Source organism: Bradyrhizobium sp. USDA 4341 (assembly GCF_054063755.1).
Genome location: NZ_JBSSGO010000002.1, coordinates 2,906,335 through 2,920,972, shown reverse-complemented (window position 1 = coordinate 2,920,972; position 14,638 = coordinate 2,906,335). Strand labels below are relative to the sequence as shown.

The 14,638-nt window shown below is 64.6% G+C and carries 14 protein-coding genes; 3 read left to right on the top strand and 11 right to left on the bottom strand.

Annotated elements, in window-relative coordinates; translation table 11 throughout:
* Positions 1 to 9: 9 nt before the first annotated feature.
* Positions 10 to 999: an alpha/beta hydrolase family protein gene (locus tag ACVIGB_RS19855; RefSeq protein WP_456721374.1), complete on the bottom strand. Its 990-nt coding sequence runs from the start codon at positions 997 to 999 to the stop codon at positions 10 to 12.
* Positions 1,000 to 1,001: 2 nt separating this feature from the next.
* A complete protein-coding gene (locus ACVIGB_RS19850) occupies positions 1,002 to 1,403 on the bottom strand; it encodes a PaaI family thioesterase (RefSeq protein ID WP_456749379.1) in 402 nt (133 codons plus the stop codon).
* A 275-nt stretch (positions 1,404 to 1,678) separates the two neighbouring features.
* Here ACVIGB_RS19850 and ACVIGB_RS19845 point away from each other — a divergent pair, with 275 nt between their 5' ends.
* Positions 1,679 to 2,902: a GAF domain-containing sensor histidine kinase gene (locus tag ACVIGB_RS19845; protein WP_456721376.1), complete on the top strand. Its 1,224-nt coding sequence runs from the start codon at positions 1,679 to 1,681 to the stop codon at positions 2,900 to 2,902.
* Positions 2,903 to 3,164: 262 nt separating this feature from the next.
* Here the strand turns inward: ACVIGB_RS19845 and ACVIGB_RS19840 are convergent, their stop codons facing one another.
* Positions 3,165 to 4,019: an enoyl-CoA hydratase-related protein gene (locus tag ACVIGB_RS19840; protein ID WP_456721377.1), complete on the bottom strand. Its 855-nt coding sequence runs from the start codon at positions 4,017 to 4,019 to the stop codon at positions 3,165 to 3,167.
* A 45-nt stretch (positions 4,020 to 4,064) separates the two neighbouring features.
* Positions 4,065 to 5,654, bottom strand: a complete 1,590-nt coding sequence (locus ACVIGB_RS19835; RefSeq protein ID WP_456721378.1) for a gamma-glutamyltransferase — start codon at positions 5,652 to 5,654, stop codon at positions 4,065 to 4,067.
* Positions 5,655 to 5,755: 101 nt separating this feature from the next.
* On the opposite strand from ACVIGB_RS19835, the gene ACVIGB_RS19830 reads away from it, so the two are divergent.
* On the top strand, positions 5,756 to 6,529 hold the full coding sequence (locus ACVIGB_RS19830; RefSeq protein ID WP_456721379.1) for an enoyl-CoA hydratase-related protein: 774 nt from the start codon (positions 5,756 to 5,758) through the stop codon (positions 6,527 to 6,529).
* A gap of 18 nt (positions 6,530 to 6,547) precedes the next feature.
* On the opposite strand, the gene ACVIGB_RS19825 is transcribed toward ACVIGB_RS19830, so the two are convergent.
* Complete coding sequence (locus tag ACVIGB_RS19825) at positions 6,548 to 7,561, bottom strand: zinc-dependent alcohol dehydrogenase family protein (protein WP_456721380.1); 1,014 nt, start codon at positions 7,559 to 7,561, stop codon at positions 6,548 to 6,550.
* A gap of 212 nt (positions 7,562 to 7,773) precedes the next feature.
* Here ACVIGB_RS19825 and ACVIGB_RS19820 point away from each other — a divergent pair, with 212 nt between their 5' ends.
* A complete protein-coding gene (locus tag ACVIGB_RS19820) occupies positions 7,774 to 8,640 on the top strand; it encodes a DUF2066 domain-containing protein (RefSeq protein WP_456721381.1) in 867 nt (288 codons plus the stop codon).
* A 38-nt stretch (positions 8,641 to 8,678) separates the two neighbouring features.
* Here ACVIGB_RS19820 and ACVIGB_RS19815 read toward each other — a convergent pair whose 3' ends face one another.
* The 6 genes from ACVIGB_RS19815 to ACVIGB_RS19790 form a co-directional block, all read right to left on the bottom strand.
* Positions 8,679 to 9,632, bottom strand: a complete 954-nt coding sequence (locus tag ACVIGB_RS19815) for an AraC family transcriptional regulator (protein ID WP_092116340.1) — start codon at positions 9,630 to 9,632, stop codon at positions 8,679 to 8,681.
* 225 nt (positions 9,633 to 9,857) lie between these two features.
* Entirely contained in the window at positions 9,858 to 10,139 is a 282-nt protein-coding gene (locus ACVIGB_RS19810) for a hypothetical protein (RefSeq protein WP_050401090.1), read from the bottom strand.
* A gap of 147 nt (positions 10,140 to 10,286) precedes the next feature.
* Positions 10,287 to 12,191 (bottom strand): MFS transporter, encoded by a 1,905-nt coding sequence (locus ACVIGB_RS19805; RefSeq protein ID WP_456749196.1) that lies wholly within the window; start codon positions 12,189 to 12,191, stop codon positions 10,287 to 10,289.
* A 37-nt stretch (positions 12,192 to 12,228) separates the two neighbouring features.
* Positions 12,229 to 12,462, bottom strand: a complete 234-nt coding sequence (locus ACVIGB_RS19800) for a non-heme iron oxygenase ferredoxin subunit (RefSeq protein WP_456749378.1) — start codon at positions 12,460 to 12,462, stop codon at positions 12,229 to 12,231.
* A 99-nt stretch (positions 12,463 to 12,561) separates the two neighbouring features.
* Positions 12,562 to 13,077 (bottom strand): aromatic-ring-hydroxylating dioxygenase subunit beta, encoded by a 516-nt coding sequence (locus ACVIGB_RS19795; RefSeq protein WP_456721385.1) that lies wholly within the window; start codon positions 13,075 to 13,077, stop codon positions 12,562 to 12,564.
* On the bottom strand, positions 13,077 to 14,450 hold the full coding sequence (locus ACVIGB_RS19790; RefSeq protein ID WP_456721386.1) for an aromatic ring-hydroxylating oxygenase subunit alpha: 1,374 nt from the start codon (positions 14,448 to 14,450) through the stop codon (positions 13,077 to 13,079). The genes ACVIGB_RS19795 and ACVIGB_RS19790 overlap by 1 nt, the downstream gene beginning before the upstream one ends.
* Positions 14,451 to 14,638 lie beyond the last annotated feature (188 nt).

Genomic DNA, 14,638 nt, shown 5'->3' with positions numbered 1-14,638 from the left:
CCTACGAAGCTATCGCGTCCCGGTCTCGCCCAAATGCGTTCTGAAGAACGCGATGGCCGCGGCGTGGAAGCGCTGATGAAAGGCGACGCGGTCGAAGCCCGGCGCGTCGGTACAGATGCCAGCCATCTTCGCCGTCTCCTCCGGCGTGCAGGTCGCGAGGAAAGAGAAGTGCTTCGCATCCTTCACCAGGTGAAAGTCCGGTTTGGACGGAAGCTTGTCGTTGATCGCGGCCGCACAGCACCCGGAGAGACCGTCGCCGTTCTGCGCGGGGTCCGAGCTCCACAATTGAATCGGGATCGTCACGGCTTTCAGATTCCCGGCGGCAAAGAACAGCACAGGATAGGGATCGACGATGATCGCGGCCTTGATCCGCGGATCGTGGACGACCGGTCCGCTCGGCTTTTCTCCGCCTTCGAGCTCCTTGCAGGCCCGCAAGCTCGATGTCTGGCAGTTCGGCAGGCCCTTGCGGAGATCGGGCTCACCGCCAACAGCCGCGAGGCCTGTATAACCGCCCCAGGAGAAACCATAGAGACCGATGCGTCCGGCATCGATGTGGGCTGCATCGGGCCAGCCTCCGAGTGCGTAGTCGATCGCGCGCTTGATGTCGGCTGGCCGCTCGACCGTGACGGCAAGGCTGTCGGTGCCGCTGGTGTCGCGTTCGGTATCGGTCGGATGATTGATCGTCACGACGATGAAGCCGGCATCCGCAAGCGCTGCGGCGGTGTCGTGATGGCCGCCGAGCCAGCCGCGCCTGCCATGCGAGATCACGATCAGCGGCAGCTTGTCTCCCACGATCGGGCAGTCGTTGACGCCGAAGAACGTTCTGCCGCCGCGGGCATCGATCTCGTGCGGGGGCTCGGCGCAGGGATGCCAAGCCACCCCCCTGATCGCAGGTCCGTCGGGGCCCGCGGGAACGTCGAAGTGCCGGAGCCCAGCCGCGTGCGCCGCAGAGACCGCAAGCAACAACAGGGCTGACAGCACGCAGGAAGCACGACGCATGGCTATCGCTTGTCCAGAATCCGCAATTCGGCCGTGGCGCTGGCAACCGTCACGCTGTCGGCGTCGATCAGATCGGCCTCGACGATCATGTCGCGGTCGGTCTGCGATACGACCTTGGCCTTGGCCGTGATCGGACCGACGCGCGCCGGCTTGAGAAACCGCGTGGTGAGAGTTCTGGTCACCACGGTCTTGGTTGACGGAAGTACAGCGAGGGCGCCGAGGCCCGTCGCCGAATCCAGCATCGCCGCAAGGAAGCCGCCCTGAATCGTTCCATGCCGGCTGGTGAACAGCGGCTGCGCCACAAAGCGGATCGAGGCGATTTCGCCGTCGAAGCCCAGCCACTCGCGTCCGAGGAGCTGAGCGCCGGGCGGCACGTCTGCGCTTGCATCGCTCAAGCCGGTCACCATTGTTCGTTGTCGGGCCGAAATGTATCAGCCCATTTGCGTCCTGCAATGTCCCGCGGCGCGTCATCGCGAAAGCGCCGATCACTGATTTGTCCGACGAGCCCCTGCGGCGTCGGTGCGATCCGAACTTGGGAAATCCGGGAACCATCTTTAGATGTGGACAGCGGTCGAAGTTTCGGGCCATGCTGAGATCATTGACGATCCCCATTGTGCGTGACCCATGATCGGCCTTTCTTGTTCCCGGTGCTTGCGTGAGGTAGATCCGAATTCCCGAGTTGATTGCCACGGACTTGCAAGGCTCGTCAGCCGCCCCGACGACAGAGCTCCCCGCTGACCTGAAGGCTGACATCCTGGCGATCGGCCGGATAGATGCAGTTCCGACCATCCTCGACGTCGTGTGCCGCAGCACAGGCATGGGCTTTGCCGCGGTGGCGAGGGTCACGGAAAGCCGCTGGATTGCCTGCGCGGTCCGGGACAGCATCTCGTTCGGACTGAAGCCCGGCGATGAGCTGAAGGTCGAGACCACGATCTGCGACGAAATCCGGGCGAGCGGACACGGCGTTGCCATCGACCATGTTGCCGAGGATCCGGCCTTTCGCGACCACCGCACGCCGGCGATGTACGGATTTCAAAGCTACATTTCGATTCCGATCGTCCTCGCCGACGGCACGTTTTTCGGGACGCTCTGCGCGATCGATCCGCACCCGGCGAAAGTGAACACGCCGGAAGTCGTCAACATGTTCGGATTGTTCGCTTCGCTGATCGGGTTTCACCTGCAGGCGCAGGAGAGGGTCGCAACCAGCGAGGCCGCGCTGCTGAACCACCAGCAGGCGGACGAGATTCGCGAACAATTTATCGCGGTGCTCGCGCACGATTTGCGCAACCCGCTCGCCTCGATCGATGCGGGCATGAGGCTGTTGCTGAAGGAGCCGCTCAACGAAAAGTCGATGACCTATGTCGGGTTGCTTCAGAACAGCGTGAAGCGCATGGCGACCCTGATCGACGATGTCCTGGACTTCGCGCGCGCCCGTCTTGGCGGCGGCTTCAAATTGAAGCGCAGCGCCGACGCGCAATTGCTGCCGGCGCTTGAGCAAGTCGTGAATGAATTGCGTGCGGCATGGCCTGATCGCGTGATCCAGACCGATTTCGCCATCAATCGCGGCATCAATTCCGATCCGGCCCGGATCGCGCAATTGCTGTCCAACCTGGTCGGCAATGCCCTGAAGCATGGCGATGGCAATTCGTCAGTCAGGGTGTCTGCGGCAACCGACAGCGAGGGCTTTGAGTTGTCGGTCGCGAATGGCGGGGCGCCGATCGCTCCGGCGGTTATCGAGAGGTTGTTTCAGCCGTTCTTTCGCGTTGCGCACCAGTCCACCTACGAAGGCCTGGGTTTGGGCCTCTACATCGCCGCGGAAATTGCGCGCGCCCACAACGGCAAGCTTGAGGTGACGTCCTCCGCTGCCGAAACGCGGTTCACCTTTCGGATACCGCGCTGCTGACCGGACCGTGCTCATGTGTCGCGAGAATACCTACATATGACTCACCGGCCGTGCCACATCCTCGGTGTCGTCCCGGCGAAGGCCGGGACCCATAACCACGAATGCGAATTGCCTTGCAGAGCTGTGGCCACAGCTCATTCAACAAAACAGCCCTGTGGTTATGGGTCCCGGCCTTCGCCGGGACGACGGTGGTGCGTGAAGTGCGACCGTGAGGTGCAGCGGCCGTCTCGAAGCACGACGATCACCGCGCCGCGATCCCCGATCATTCCGAGGGCGGCCACCACGGATATTGGCTCGGCATGTCCTGCGAGACCTTGCCCGGAAACGCCGGCTTCCGCTTCTCGATGAAGGACTGCACGCCCTCGCGCACGTCGGCGTGGCCGCCGCGCTCGACCGACATCGGTTTGTCGATCGCGAGCAATTCGAACGGATCAGGCGCGCCGGCGAAGCGCCACAGCATCTGGCGAGTCAGTGCGACCGACACGGCCGATGTCTCCGCCGTCATCTCATGGGCGATCTGCCGCGCCCGGTCGAGCAGGGCGTCCGGCTCGACCACCTCGCTGACGAGGCCGCCGGCCAGCGCCTCGTCCGCATCGAAGGTGCGGCCGGAGAGGCACCAGCGCAGCGATTGCGGAAGGCCGACGAGCTTCGGCAAGAACCACGCACAGCCGGCCTCCGGCACCAGCCCGCGGCGCGCGAAGATGAAGCCGATCTTGGCGCCGCGAGCGGCGATGCGGATATCCATCGGTAGCGTCATGGTGATGCCGACGCCGACCGCAGCGCCGTTGATCGCGGCGATCGAGGGCTTTCGGCAGTTGAAGATCGCCTCGACGAAGCGGCCGCTGCGCTGGCCGGAGCTTGCGAACACGCCTGCGCCGTGGCTGCCGGACGTGTCGAAGCTCTTGGCGCCGCCAGAGACGTCGGCGCCGGCGCAGAAGGCACGGCCCGCGCCGGTGACGACGATCGCGCGGACGCTGTCGTCCGCATCGGCGCGCAGAAACGCGTCCGCAATCTCCGCGCCCATGGTGCCGGTGTAGGCATTGAGCTTGTCGGGCCGATTGAGCGTGACGATCATCAGGGAGCCGTCGATGTCGCACGTGATGTGTTCGTAGCTCATGACGGCCTCCCCGGGATGCTTGTTGTTATGCGTGTCGTGATCGGTTCACGCCTCGGCGATTGCATCGCTCCACGGATGAAACGGCTCGGTGGCGCCGCTGTTCGTGGTGCCGTCGCGCAGCACGATGCTGGGGCAAGCGAACTTCTTGGGCTGGGTCTGGATGCGCGCCTCCGCATAGTCGAAGCTGCCGCGCAGCACCTCACGCACAGCTTGCGGCAGGCGGACATCGCCGATTACGACATTGCCTTCGCTGGCGTCGATGCGTGGCTGATGGATCGCGGCGTCGAGATCCATGCCGAAATCCATCACGAAGGAGAGCAGCTGCGATACCGCGGGCAGGATGCGGCGGCCGCCGGATGCCCCGGCGGCAAGACGGCGACCGTCGGCCGCCTCCGCCACCACGGGCGTGTAGTTGGTCAGGCAGCGCTTGCCGGGCGCGAGCGAGTTCGGTGCGCCTTGGGTCGGATCGAACCACATGATGCCGTTGTTCATGGTGAGGCCCGTGTTCGGCGTCACGAATTTGGAGCCGAAGGTCGACAGCAGCGTCTGCGTCACCGCGGCCATGTTGCCGTCGCGGTCGACCGCCGAGAAATGCGTGGTGCAGCTTGGGGCGATTGCCTCCGCGCCGAGCGCGCGGCGGCCGTCGACGTCGCCCATGTCCTTCAGCCGTTCGCGATAGGCGGCCTGCAGCGCCTCGGCATAAGCGGTATAGGCGGCCGCATCCGGACCGCCCTGTGCAGGTTCGAACGCCTTCTGCAGCAGGCCGAGCGTGCGCGCCATGGTCGGACCCGCGGTCAGTTCCGGCGTCGCGTAGACCGTGCCGCCGCGATAGGGAATCCTGAGCGGCTCGCGCAGGTGGGCGCGGAAGGCGGCGAGATCGCGCACCGACAGCGCGCCGCCTGCGGCCTGGATATCGTCAGCGATGCTGCGCGCCAGATCGCCCTCGTAGAAATCGCGCGGGCCGGCTGCTGCAAGCTGCGCCATGGTCGCCTTAAGCCTGTCCTGCGGCATGCGGACCACCGATCTGATGCCCCATTGCGCATTCGGCGGCAGGCCGTCCAGCAGATACGCAGCGGCGCTGGCCGGATAGCGCCGCAGATCGGCGGCCGAGCTTGCGATCATGTCGGTGGTCCACCAATCCACCAGCAGGCCTTCGCCGGCAAGCTTGACGCTCGGCGCCAGCAGGTCCTTCCACGGCATTTTGGCGTGGCGGCGATGCGCCTCCTCCATGCCGGCGACGACGCCGGGCACCGCGATCGAGCCCGGGCCGTGCAGGTTGCGGTCGTCCTTGACCCGCGCCCAGGGGAACAGGTCGGAGGCGGCGCCGCCGGTCAGCGGATAATCCTCCAGGCGCAGGCCGTCGGGCGCGCGCATGCCGTAGTCGATCGCCTCGACGCGGTTCTCCTTGGCGCGGTACAGCACCATCGCGCCGCCGCCGCCGGCGCCGCTCATCCACGGCTCCAGCACGCCCAGCGCAAAGGTGGTTGCAATCACGGCGTCGACGCAATCGCCGCCCGCTGCCAATACCTCCGCGCCGACTTCAGCCGCCTTGCGGGACTGCGCGGCGACGATGCCGCCCTTGGCGCTGACGGCCGGCTTGCGGATCACTTGCGAGTTGGAGAACTGGTCGGACATGGCGTTGCTTTCGCTGTTCTTGTTGCGGGCGGGTCGCGTTGGCGTAGCATGCCAAGCATGGCACTGTCAGTGCAACAAGAACCAATTTTGGGGAGCGGAAAATGAGCAGTGTGAAGCGTGAGCGGGACGGCAAGCTCGGCATTCTGACGCTGAACGATCCCGCCAGCCTGAATGCCATGACGCCGGAACTGCTCGGCGATCTCGCACGCGCCATCGGCGAGATGGGCGTCGAGCCCGGCATCCGCGCGCTGGTCCTGACCGGGGAGGGGCGCGGCTTCTGCTCCGGGCAGAATCTCAAGGCGTTCAACTCGCTCGGCGACAATATCTATACCGGCGTGATGAAGCATTACTGGCCGGCGATGCAGGCCTTGCGCGAGTGCCGGATGCCGGTGGTGGTCGCGGTCAACGGCGTCGCGGCCGGCGGCGGCTTCAGCCTTGCGATGTCCGGCGACATCATCCTGGCCGCGCGCTCGGCGAGCTTCATCCAGGTGTTCAGCCGGATCGGCCTGGTGCCCGACCTCGGCTCGACCTGGCTGTTGCCGCGCCTGATCGGGCGCCAGCGCGCGCTCGACCTGATGCTGCTGAACGAGCCGTTGTCGGCCGAGCGGGCGAAGGAGTGGGGACTGGTGCGCGACGTGGTCGACGACGCAAGGCTGCTCGACGAGGCGAAAGCGCTTGCAGCCCGCCTCGCCGATGGCCCGACGCGCGCGCTGGTCGCGACGCGGCAGCTGCTCGAGGAGAGCGAGCACGCAAGCTACGCCGATCAGTTCCGCCGCGAAATCGAGCTGCAGATGGTGATCCGCGAAAGTGCCGACGCGCAGGAAGGCCGCAAGGCCTTCGTCGAGAAGCGCAAGGCCCAGTTCACGGGGCGCTAGGCCTTGCTGGTGGGCAAATCAGCCGATCGTAATCGCGATCTTGCCGAAATGCGCGCCGCTCGCCATGTGGGCGAACGCGTCCTTGACCTGGTCGAACGCGAATACCTTGTCGATCACAGGCTTGACGCCGTGCATGCTGATGCCGTCGCACAGCGCCTGCAGATCCTCGATCGAGCCGACGGTGACGCCCTGCAACCGCTGCTGCTGCATCACCATCAGCGGCAGCCTGGTGTCGGACGAGGCGGGACCGGCGAGCACGCCGATGAAGGCGATGGTGCCGCCGATCTTCGTCGCGCGGATCGACTCGTTCAGCGTGCCGACGCCGCCGACCTCGACAACGAGATCGACGCCGCGCCCGGTCAGCTCGCGCGCCTTCTTGCCCCAGTCGGGCGTGGTCTTGTAGTTGAGCGTGACGTCGGCGCCGAGCTGCTTCAGCCGCACGATCTTGGCGTCGCTGGAAGAGGTCGCGATGACGCGGGCGCCGCACATCTTGGCGAATTGCAGCGCGAACAGCGAGACGCCGCCGGTGCCCTGGGTCAGCACGGTTTGTCCCGGCTTGATGTCGCCGAGCTTGACCACCGCGCTCCACGCCGTGAGGCCGGCGCAGGGCAGCGCTGCGGCTTCGATGTCGCTGAGATGGTCCGGCGTGCGCACCAGCGCGTGCGCCGGGAACACGCGGTATTCGGTCAGCACGCCGTCGACGCTGCCGCCAAGCGCCGCGCGCATCCGCGCCTCGCTCGGCTCGCCGCCGAGCCAGCTTTCGAAGAAGCTGCCGATCACGCGATCGCCGGGTGCGAAATTCCTGACGCCGGCGCCGACCGCCTCGACGACACCGGCGCCGTCGGACACCGGCACCAGCGGAAATTTCTGGCGCGAGCCATAGCCGCCCTTGACCGTGAGCAGGTCGCGATAGTTCAGCGTTGCCGCCTTCAGCCGTACCAGGACCTCGCCGGGGCCGGCCTGTGGAACCGGCTTGTCGACCAGCGCAAGCGCGTCGACGCCGCCGGGGCCTTGCAACTCATAGCATTTCACGGGACGTCTCCTGCTGGCTGTTCTCGTCGATCTTCTTGTCTTGGGCGGCGCACCCGACGCCGCCGCGCATGCGCCGAGCATATGTCAGGCCTGCCGCACGTGGCCATAGCGCGCCGTGCAGCTGTTGGAATGGCGCCCATGTCCGAACATGTTGGCGCTGCCGAAAAATACCACCAATGTGCCGTTGATGACGTGACCGAGCGGAGGTGACCATGGCTGCCTTGCTTGAGACGAAACGTAATCCGATCGCCGCGTTCGCACGTGGTGTGGTCGGAGCGCTGCTTGCCGTTGCATTGATCTGGTGCAGTGGTGCGATGGCGGAGGATGACAACCTCTACCGCGCGCAGACCGTCGTCACCGGCCAGGGCGAGCCGAACCGCATCATCGGCTTCGGTGCATGTCTGGAGGACGTCCTGATCAAGGTGTCCGGCCAGCCTATGCTGGCAAGCGACCGCAGGCTTGCCGCATACAAATCGAGGGCCAGAGAATTCGTCAGCAGTTTCGACTATCACGATCAGTATGCCGGCAAGCCGCATCATGACGAGCAGGGCACCCGCGACCGGCCTTACGACCTGACGGTGGCTTTCGACCAGAACAAGATCGACGGCATTCTCGTCAAGGTCGGCCTCAAGCCGTGGCAATCGCAGCGGCCGACGCTCGGCGTCTTCGTCGAGATGCTGCACGGCCCGAAGGATTTTATCGTCACCTCTGACGGGACGCAGTCCGATTTGCAGCGCGATGCACTCGCGGCCGCGGCCGGCAAGCGCGGCATGCGTTTCGTGCTGCCGGATACGGCCGCTCTGACGAGCGCCAATGTCACGGCGGCCGGGCTCCTGAAGACGCCGCCCGCGCAGTTGAGTGCGATCGTGGCGCCGCGGGGCGGCGAGGCCACCCTGGTCGGACAGCTGGTCTGGGATGACAAGGATCTCGGCTGGGCCACGCAATGGCGGATGGCGTGGCGCGGCAAGGACTACAAATGGCAGTTTCGCGGCGTCACCTTCGATGAAGCCTTCCGGCGCGGCATCGGCGGCGCCGCGCAGGTGCTGTCCGGCAATGGCCATCCGGGACGATCGAAATGATCTTGCGCTTGAATGTGCGTGAGCGCCGCCGGATCGTTCTAACCGGCATAGCCGAGCGTCTGCGACGGGTATTCCCCGAACATCGCGCGGTAGTATTGCGAGAAGCGCCCGAGCTCGATGAAGCCCTGTTCGATCGCAACCTTGGAAACGGTGGTCTGCTCCGGCGTGCTTTCGCGCAGGATCGAACGGATCATGCAGAGCCGCTTGTAGCGCAGGAACGTCACCGGGCCGACGCCGAACACCTCGTGGAAGGCGCGGTGCAGGCTGCGTCGCGACAGCCGAAGCTCGGTGCAGATTTCCGAGACATGGACCGGGCGGGCGCCCGCGGCGTGCAGATAGTCCTCGACGTGGCGTACCAGCTTCATCGCCGACGGCAGGTAGCTGGTTCCGTCTGGCGGCAGCGATGCGATGGCCGTCGGCCTGACGCAATCGATGATCGCGCGCTTCCAGAACTCGGACGAGGCGTCCGACAGCGCGTCCGGATACCGGGCGAGATGCGAGACGATCTGCGGCAGCCTGATCGCCCCGACCATGCCGAGCGTGGGGTCGGCGCGAAAGTGGTTCTTTGCTTGCCATGTTTCGGCATCGGCCAGCCGCGGCTCGTCGCCGAAGATGTCGGGCAGATCGGCCATGTCGAAGCGAATGGCGGCATAGGACGAGGCCTTGTGAAAGACGCCGTCATGCTCGACCGACGGAGGGATCACCAGCACGTCGGCCGGCTGCATGTCGAATGCCCAATGCGTGACGCGATCCGTGGCATTCAGCAGCATTCCGATGATCAGCTTGTCATCGGCCGAAGTGCGCTGGGTGCGGACCCCGACATTGAATGCGCCGATGCTGAGCGAGAAATCGCCGATCCCGACATGGGACAACGTCCCGCGCAGCTTGCCGCGCTCAAGCTGCATGACCTCGACATGCGAGCCTTTGACGGCGTCGTGGAGTCCCTCGAAGCCGTCAAGCTCGCCGGTGCTGACCGTCAGGTGCTGGCCCATATCCACGCGTCCCACGGCGGAATCGTGGACGGGATTTTTGCCGGTTTTGCTCGGGAAGGCAACGCGGACGACGGCACGGGATCGATGGGTCGGGACGCCGTTTTGTCAGGACCGCGCGCCTTGGGGACGAGACTGGCACAAACTGCATATCGCCCCCGCCGCATGGCGGGCAATCGTTTGATCTCAAAGCAAAATGCGCGGTCGTCAGCGGCTCTGCGCCGGTGGCTAGGCCGCCATCAGGTGCTCAAGCGCAACAGCCTGCTCGCGGGTCTGGAAGGCGATGGCGGTGTGCGTGAAGCCCGACGAGGCCTGGGTCTGCGCGATGTGATTGAGGACCTCGGTGCCCTTGACCACGTGAAGGTCCATTCCGGGGCCGGCGGGGAAGATGCCGAGGACGACATCGTAGGCGTCGACGATGGCCTTCAACGCGCCACCCTTGTCTTCCGAAGCATCGATAAAGATACGAACATCCGCGGCGATACTACGAAGTTCGTCAAAGTCGATCACTGGAAGTCTCCTATACGCAACTCACTGATCGACTTTAGCTACAACTTGCTTACTGAAACCTAAATTACGCCCGGTTCCTTCGTGCACTCACCGCACCGTGACTCGTATTTCGATCCGTGCGATCGCCGGCTTCCCGGCCTGCCGCCCTCAGGCGCCGGTTGGCGATCTCCGCTTCGCAATGCGCTTGACCGGCGCATGGGCCGGCGCGGCATGTTCGGACGGATCGGCCATGTGAGGAATGCGCTGCTCGATGTGATCAACGACACGGAAGAAGGTGTCCAGCGTCCTGGCGTCGAGGCCGGCCGTGAGGTTGCTGTGCCGGCGCAGGATTTCGTCGAGGCTGCGGTCAAGCAGCGCCACGCCCTGAGCTGTCAACCGGATCTCGCTCCGGTTCCGGGCGCTGCCTCTTACCGGGGTCAGCTCGATCAGCCCCTTCTTCTTCAGCGACGTCGTCTCGCGGCTGACGACGGCCTTGTCCAGCTGCGCGTTGGTCCAGATGTCGTAGGCGCTTGCGGGCTCATGCTCCCTGAGAAAGGACAGCACCCGCCATTCCGCCAGCGAGACGCCGTAGGCTTGCGGGAAGAACGCATTGGCGTTCGCGCGCAACTTGGCGACGAGGCTCGACAGCACCGTCGGCACATAGCGTTCGAAATCGATCACCAGTTCCGAGCGCGCGTCCTCCCGCGGGGCGCGGCGCGCGTCAGCGACTTTGGTGCGACTTGTGGCAGTCCGATTTTTCATTCTTTCACGAGTTGTGTGCGCGCGATCAACACCAGGACCGCCGCGACGAGGAGAACGCCTGTGACCACGAGGAATCCGGTGGTGAAGCTGCACCGAAGCGTCCTTGGCGCGTCCGATCACGATCGGGATCGTCGCGCCTCCGATGCTGCCGATCATGCCGACCAGGCCGATCGCTCCCGGCGCGCTCTGCCGCGACATGTAGGACTGCGGAATGGTCCAGAACACGGCCTGCGTACCATAGACCCCGACATTGGCAACCATGAATCCGATGATGATCCAGACCGGCGATGTGGAAAAGGCCGCGATCGCGAATCCCGCGGCGGCGATCACGAAGGTCGTCGCGGCATAGTAGAAGCGCTCACCGACATGATCGGAGTGCCGCGACAGTGCAATCATGCCGATCAGGCCGGCGATCGGCGGGATCGCTGTCACGAAGCCGACCTGCGAATTCGGCAGGCCGAACGACTTGATGATCTGCGGCAGCCAGGGGAACAGCGAAGCCAGCCCGCAGAACAGGCCGAAATTGCACAGGCCGAACAGCAGCACCATCGGCTTGGTGATGGTCCTGAGCACGCCCTCGGCATGCACCACCCCGGTTGCCTTGGCGTCGCGCTCCAGTGCACCGGTCAGCCAGTTGCGCTGCGCGGTCGACAGCCAGTTCGCCTGCTGCGGGCGGTCGGTCAGGTAGAAGATGCCGACGATCCCCAGGATGATGGGCGGCACGCCTTCGAGGATGAACAGCCATTTCCAGCCCGAGATCCCGAACGTTCCGTTCAGCTCGAGGATGGCGCCGGAGATCAACGAGGCGAAGATGTAGGAGATCGGCACCGCATAGTTGAACATGGCATTGTAGCGGGCGCGGTAGCTGAACGGAAACCAGAGGCTCAGCAGCAGCATGACGCCGGGAAACAGGCCGGACTCGGCAAAGCCGAGGAAGCCGCGGAATGCATAGAGGCTGAGCGGGCCCTGCGTGAACGCCATCAAGACCGTGGCAATGCCCCACAGGATCGCGATCCGCGTCAGCGTGACGCGTGCGCCGTATTTGCTGAGGATGAGATTGCTCGGGATTTCGAAGATGGAATAGGTGAAATACATGATGCCGACCGCGATGCCGAACATCTCGGCGTTGAGGCCGAGCTCCTTGTTCATCTGCAGCGCGGCAAAAGAGATGTTTCCGCGGTCGAGAATGGCGAGGAAGTACATCGCCATCACGAACCACATCAGGCGCAGCGCGACCTTGCGGATGGTGGTGCGTTCGATCTCCGGATCGGCGATCGCACTCGCCGCCTTGTCCATCACGACTTCGGTCATCCCAGCTTCCCCCGATTCTTGATTTTTGATGGTCGCCTTATGCGGGCAGGCAGACTTCCAGCCGATCGCCTGCCACGCGCACCGGATAGGTCTGGATGTCGATCTCGACCGGACTGGTCAGCGCCTCGCCGGTCCTTATGTCGAAGCGGCCCATATGCAGCGGGCATTCGATCTCGCAGCCGTCCAGGATGCCGTCGGACAGCAGCGCCTCCGCATGGGTGCAGATGTTGCTGGTGGCGTAGTACTCATTGCCGACGCGATAGAGCGCGATGTGGTGGCCGCGCGATCTCGATGCCGTGGGGCTCGCCTTCGTTCAACGCGCCAAGTGCGGCAGCTTCGTGCCAGGTTCCTTGATCCGTCATGTGCTCTCTCAAATGCTGTAGAAATCGAGCACAGTCGGGACGCGGTCATTGACCAGCGTGATGACCTTGCGTGCGATCTTCCAGGTCTCGCCTTGACGCCTCAGCGTGTGCTGATAGCGCCCGTGGCGCAGATGCTCCTTGGCCACCCGCGGGTCGTAGACATGGACCGAGAACACCGACTGGCAGGTGATCTCGTCAGGCCCGGTTTCAGACACTTCCAGGTTCGAGATCTGGTGCACGGTGCGCGGCAGCGGCAATGCCGTGATCGATTTGCGTGACTCGATGCGTGCGATCCGCTCTTCCAGCCCGCGCCGCGCATCGTGGTAGAGCAGCGAGACCTGCGTATCGGGATCATTGGTGGTGGTGTATTCTTCGAGCCATCCCGGCACCCAATAGACAGCATCCTTGCTGTACATCGCGACCCAGTCGGTCCATTCGCCGGTGTCGAGCAGGCGGGCTTCGCGGAAGATGGTCGCGGCGGCGACCGCGTGCACATCCGTTTGCTGGATTGCGCTGCCAGCCATCACGCATTCTCCCCTGCGGCGTGCTGCAACAGCCTGCGCCACTCGCGATAGCCGGGGTGGAAATTCGTCTCGCCGCCGAAGCTGGTGGGGCCGAACGACCATTCGGACGGGGTTATGCCGAGCTCGCGCGTATGCGCGCTCTCGCCGTGGCCGACCTCCGCAACGCCGCGCAGATAGCCTTGCGTGGGCGCGGCCGTGGTCGCGTCGTAGCCGGTCTGGCAGAATTCATACATGACGTTGTCGTCCGAGCTCGCGAGCCCCGAGGCGTTGAAGAAGTCTTCGTAGTTGCGGATACGCAGCGCGCGCGCCGCGGCGCTTTCGCCGACCGGAGCAAGACAATGCGACACCATCTCGGTCTTGTCGGGCGCCAGCGGCCGCCAGGTTCGCACCTGCGCCGACAGGATGTCGATGACCTGCAGGTTCGGAAAAATCGTGAGGTTGCGTTGCCGAAGCATCCACTTGGCGCGGGTGCTGCCGACGCGTTGCCGCACGGCATCGAGACGCGCCGGGTCCATGCCGAGCGGACGACCATAGAGCTGCGTCCGTTTGATCGACCAGTTGACGGCATGGCCATAATCGAAGCTGAAGCTGCCTTGCCCTTCCTGTTCGCCTTCCGGCTCAACCGTGAAACCGGCGTCCGGTCCGGCGGTGGCGTTGCGCTTCTTCAGGATGTCGACGTAGGAGCTGTGGGTGGTCGCGAAATGATAGTAGTCGAGGCCGTTTTCGAACTGCAGCTTCCAGTTTGCATCGAACGTGTAGGTGCTGGCGCCGGGCACGAACTCGACCTCACCGCTGTCGCTCTGATCGATGATGAGGTCGAGAAAGGCGCGGGTGTCGCCGAGAAACTCCTCCAGTTGCGGAACGTCGGCCGAGAGGCTTGCGAACAGGAATCCGCGATACGAGCCAAGCCGGGCGACCGGGAGAAGGTCGTGATTCCGGTTCGAGAAGGACGGCGGATACTGCCCGCTCGCTTCCTCCGTCACCGAGATGTTGCGGCCACTCGAGTCGTAGGCCCAGCCATGATAGCGGCAGACATGGAATTTCTGCCGGCCCTGCTTGAAGGGGCAGACGATCGTTCCGCGATGCCGGCAGGTGTTGAGGAATGCGCCGACCTTGCCGTCGGCGCTCCGCATCACGAGAATTGGATGCCGACCGATATGGGTGGTGACGAAGTCGTTGGGCCGGGCGACCTGGGATTCCAGGCCGATGAAATTCCACGTGGCCTCGAAGATATGCCTGAGCTCGGCGTCGAACACGTCGGGATCGCTGAAGATCCGGCGATCGACCTCGAAGATGCGTTCGGTAGGGCGGTCGTCAATCAGCCGGGAAATCTCCCGCAGTCGTGCCGCGTGGTTCTGCGAAGCAGCGTTCATCACGTCCTCCCTTCGACTTGCCGCCGGCTGTGCAAGGCGAACCAAAGGTCGCCCGCGGAGCCATTGCCGTTTCACGGCTCTCGTCCGTCCACGGCGGGAACAGCCAGCTTGATCGCCAATCTTGGAATGACTCTATAGTTGTCATGACAACTATCGTCAAGACGATTGGTTGACCGGACGGCCGGAGT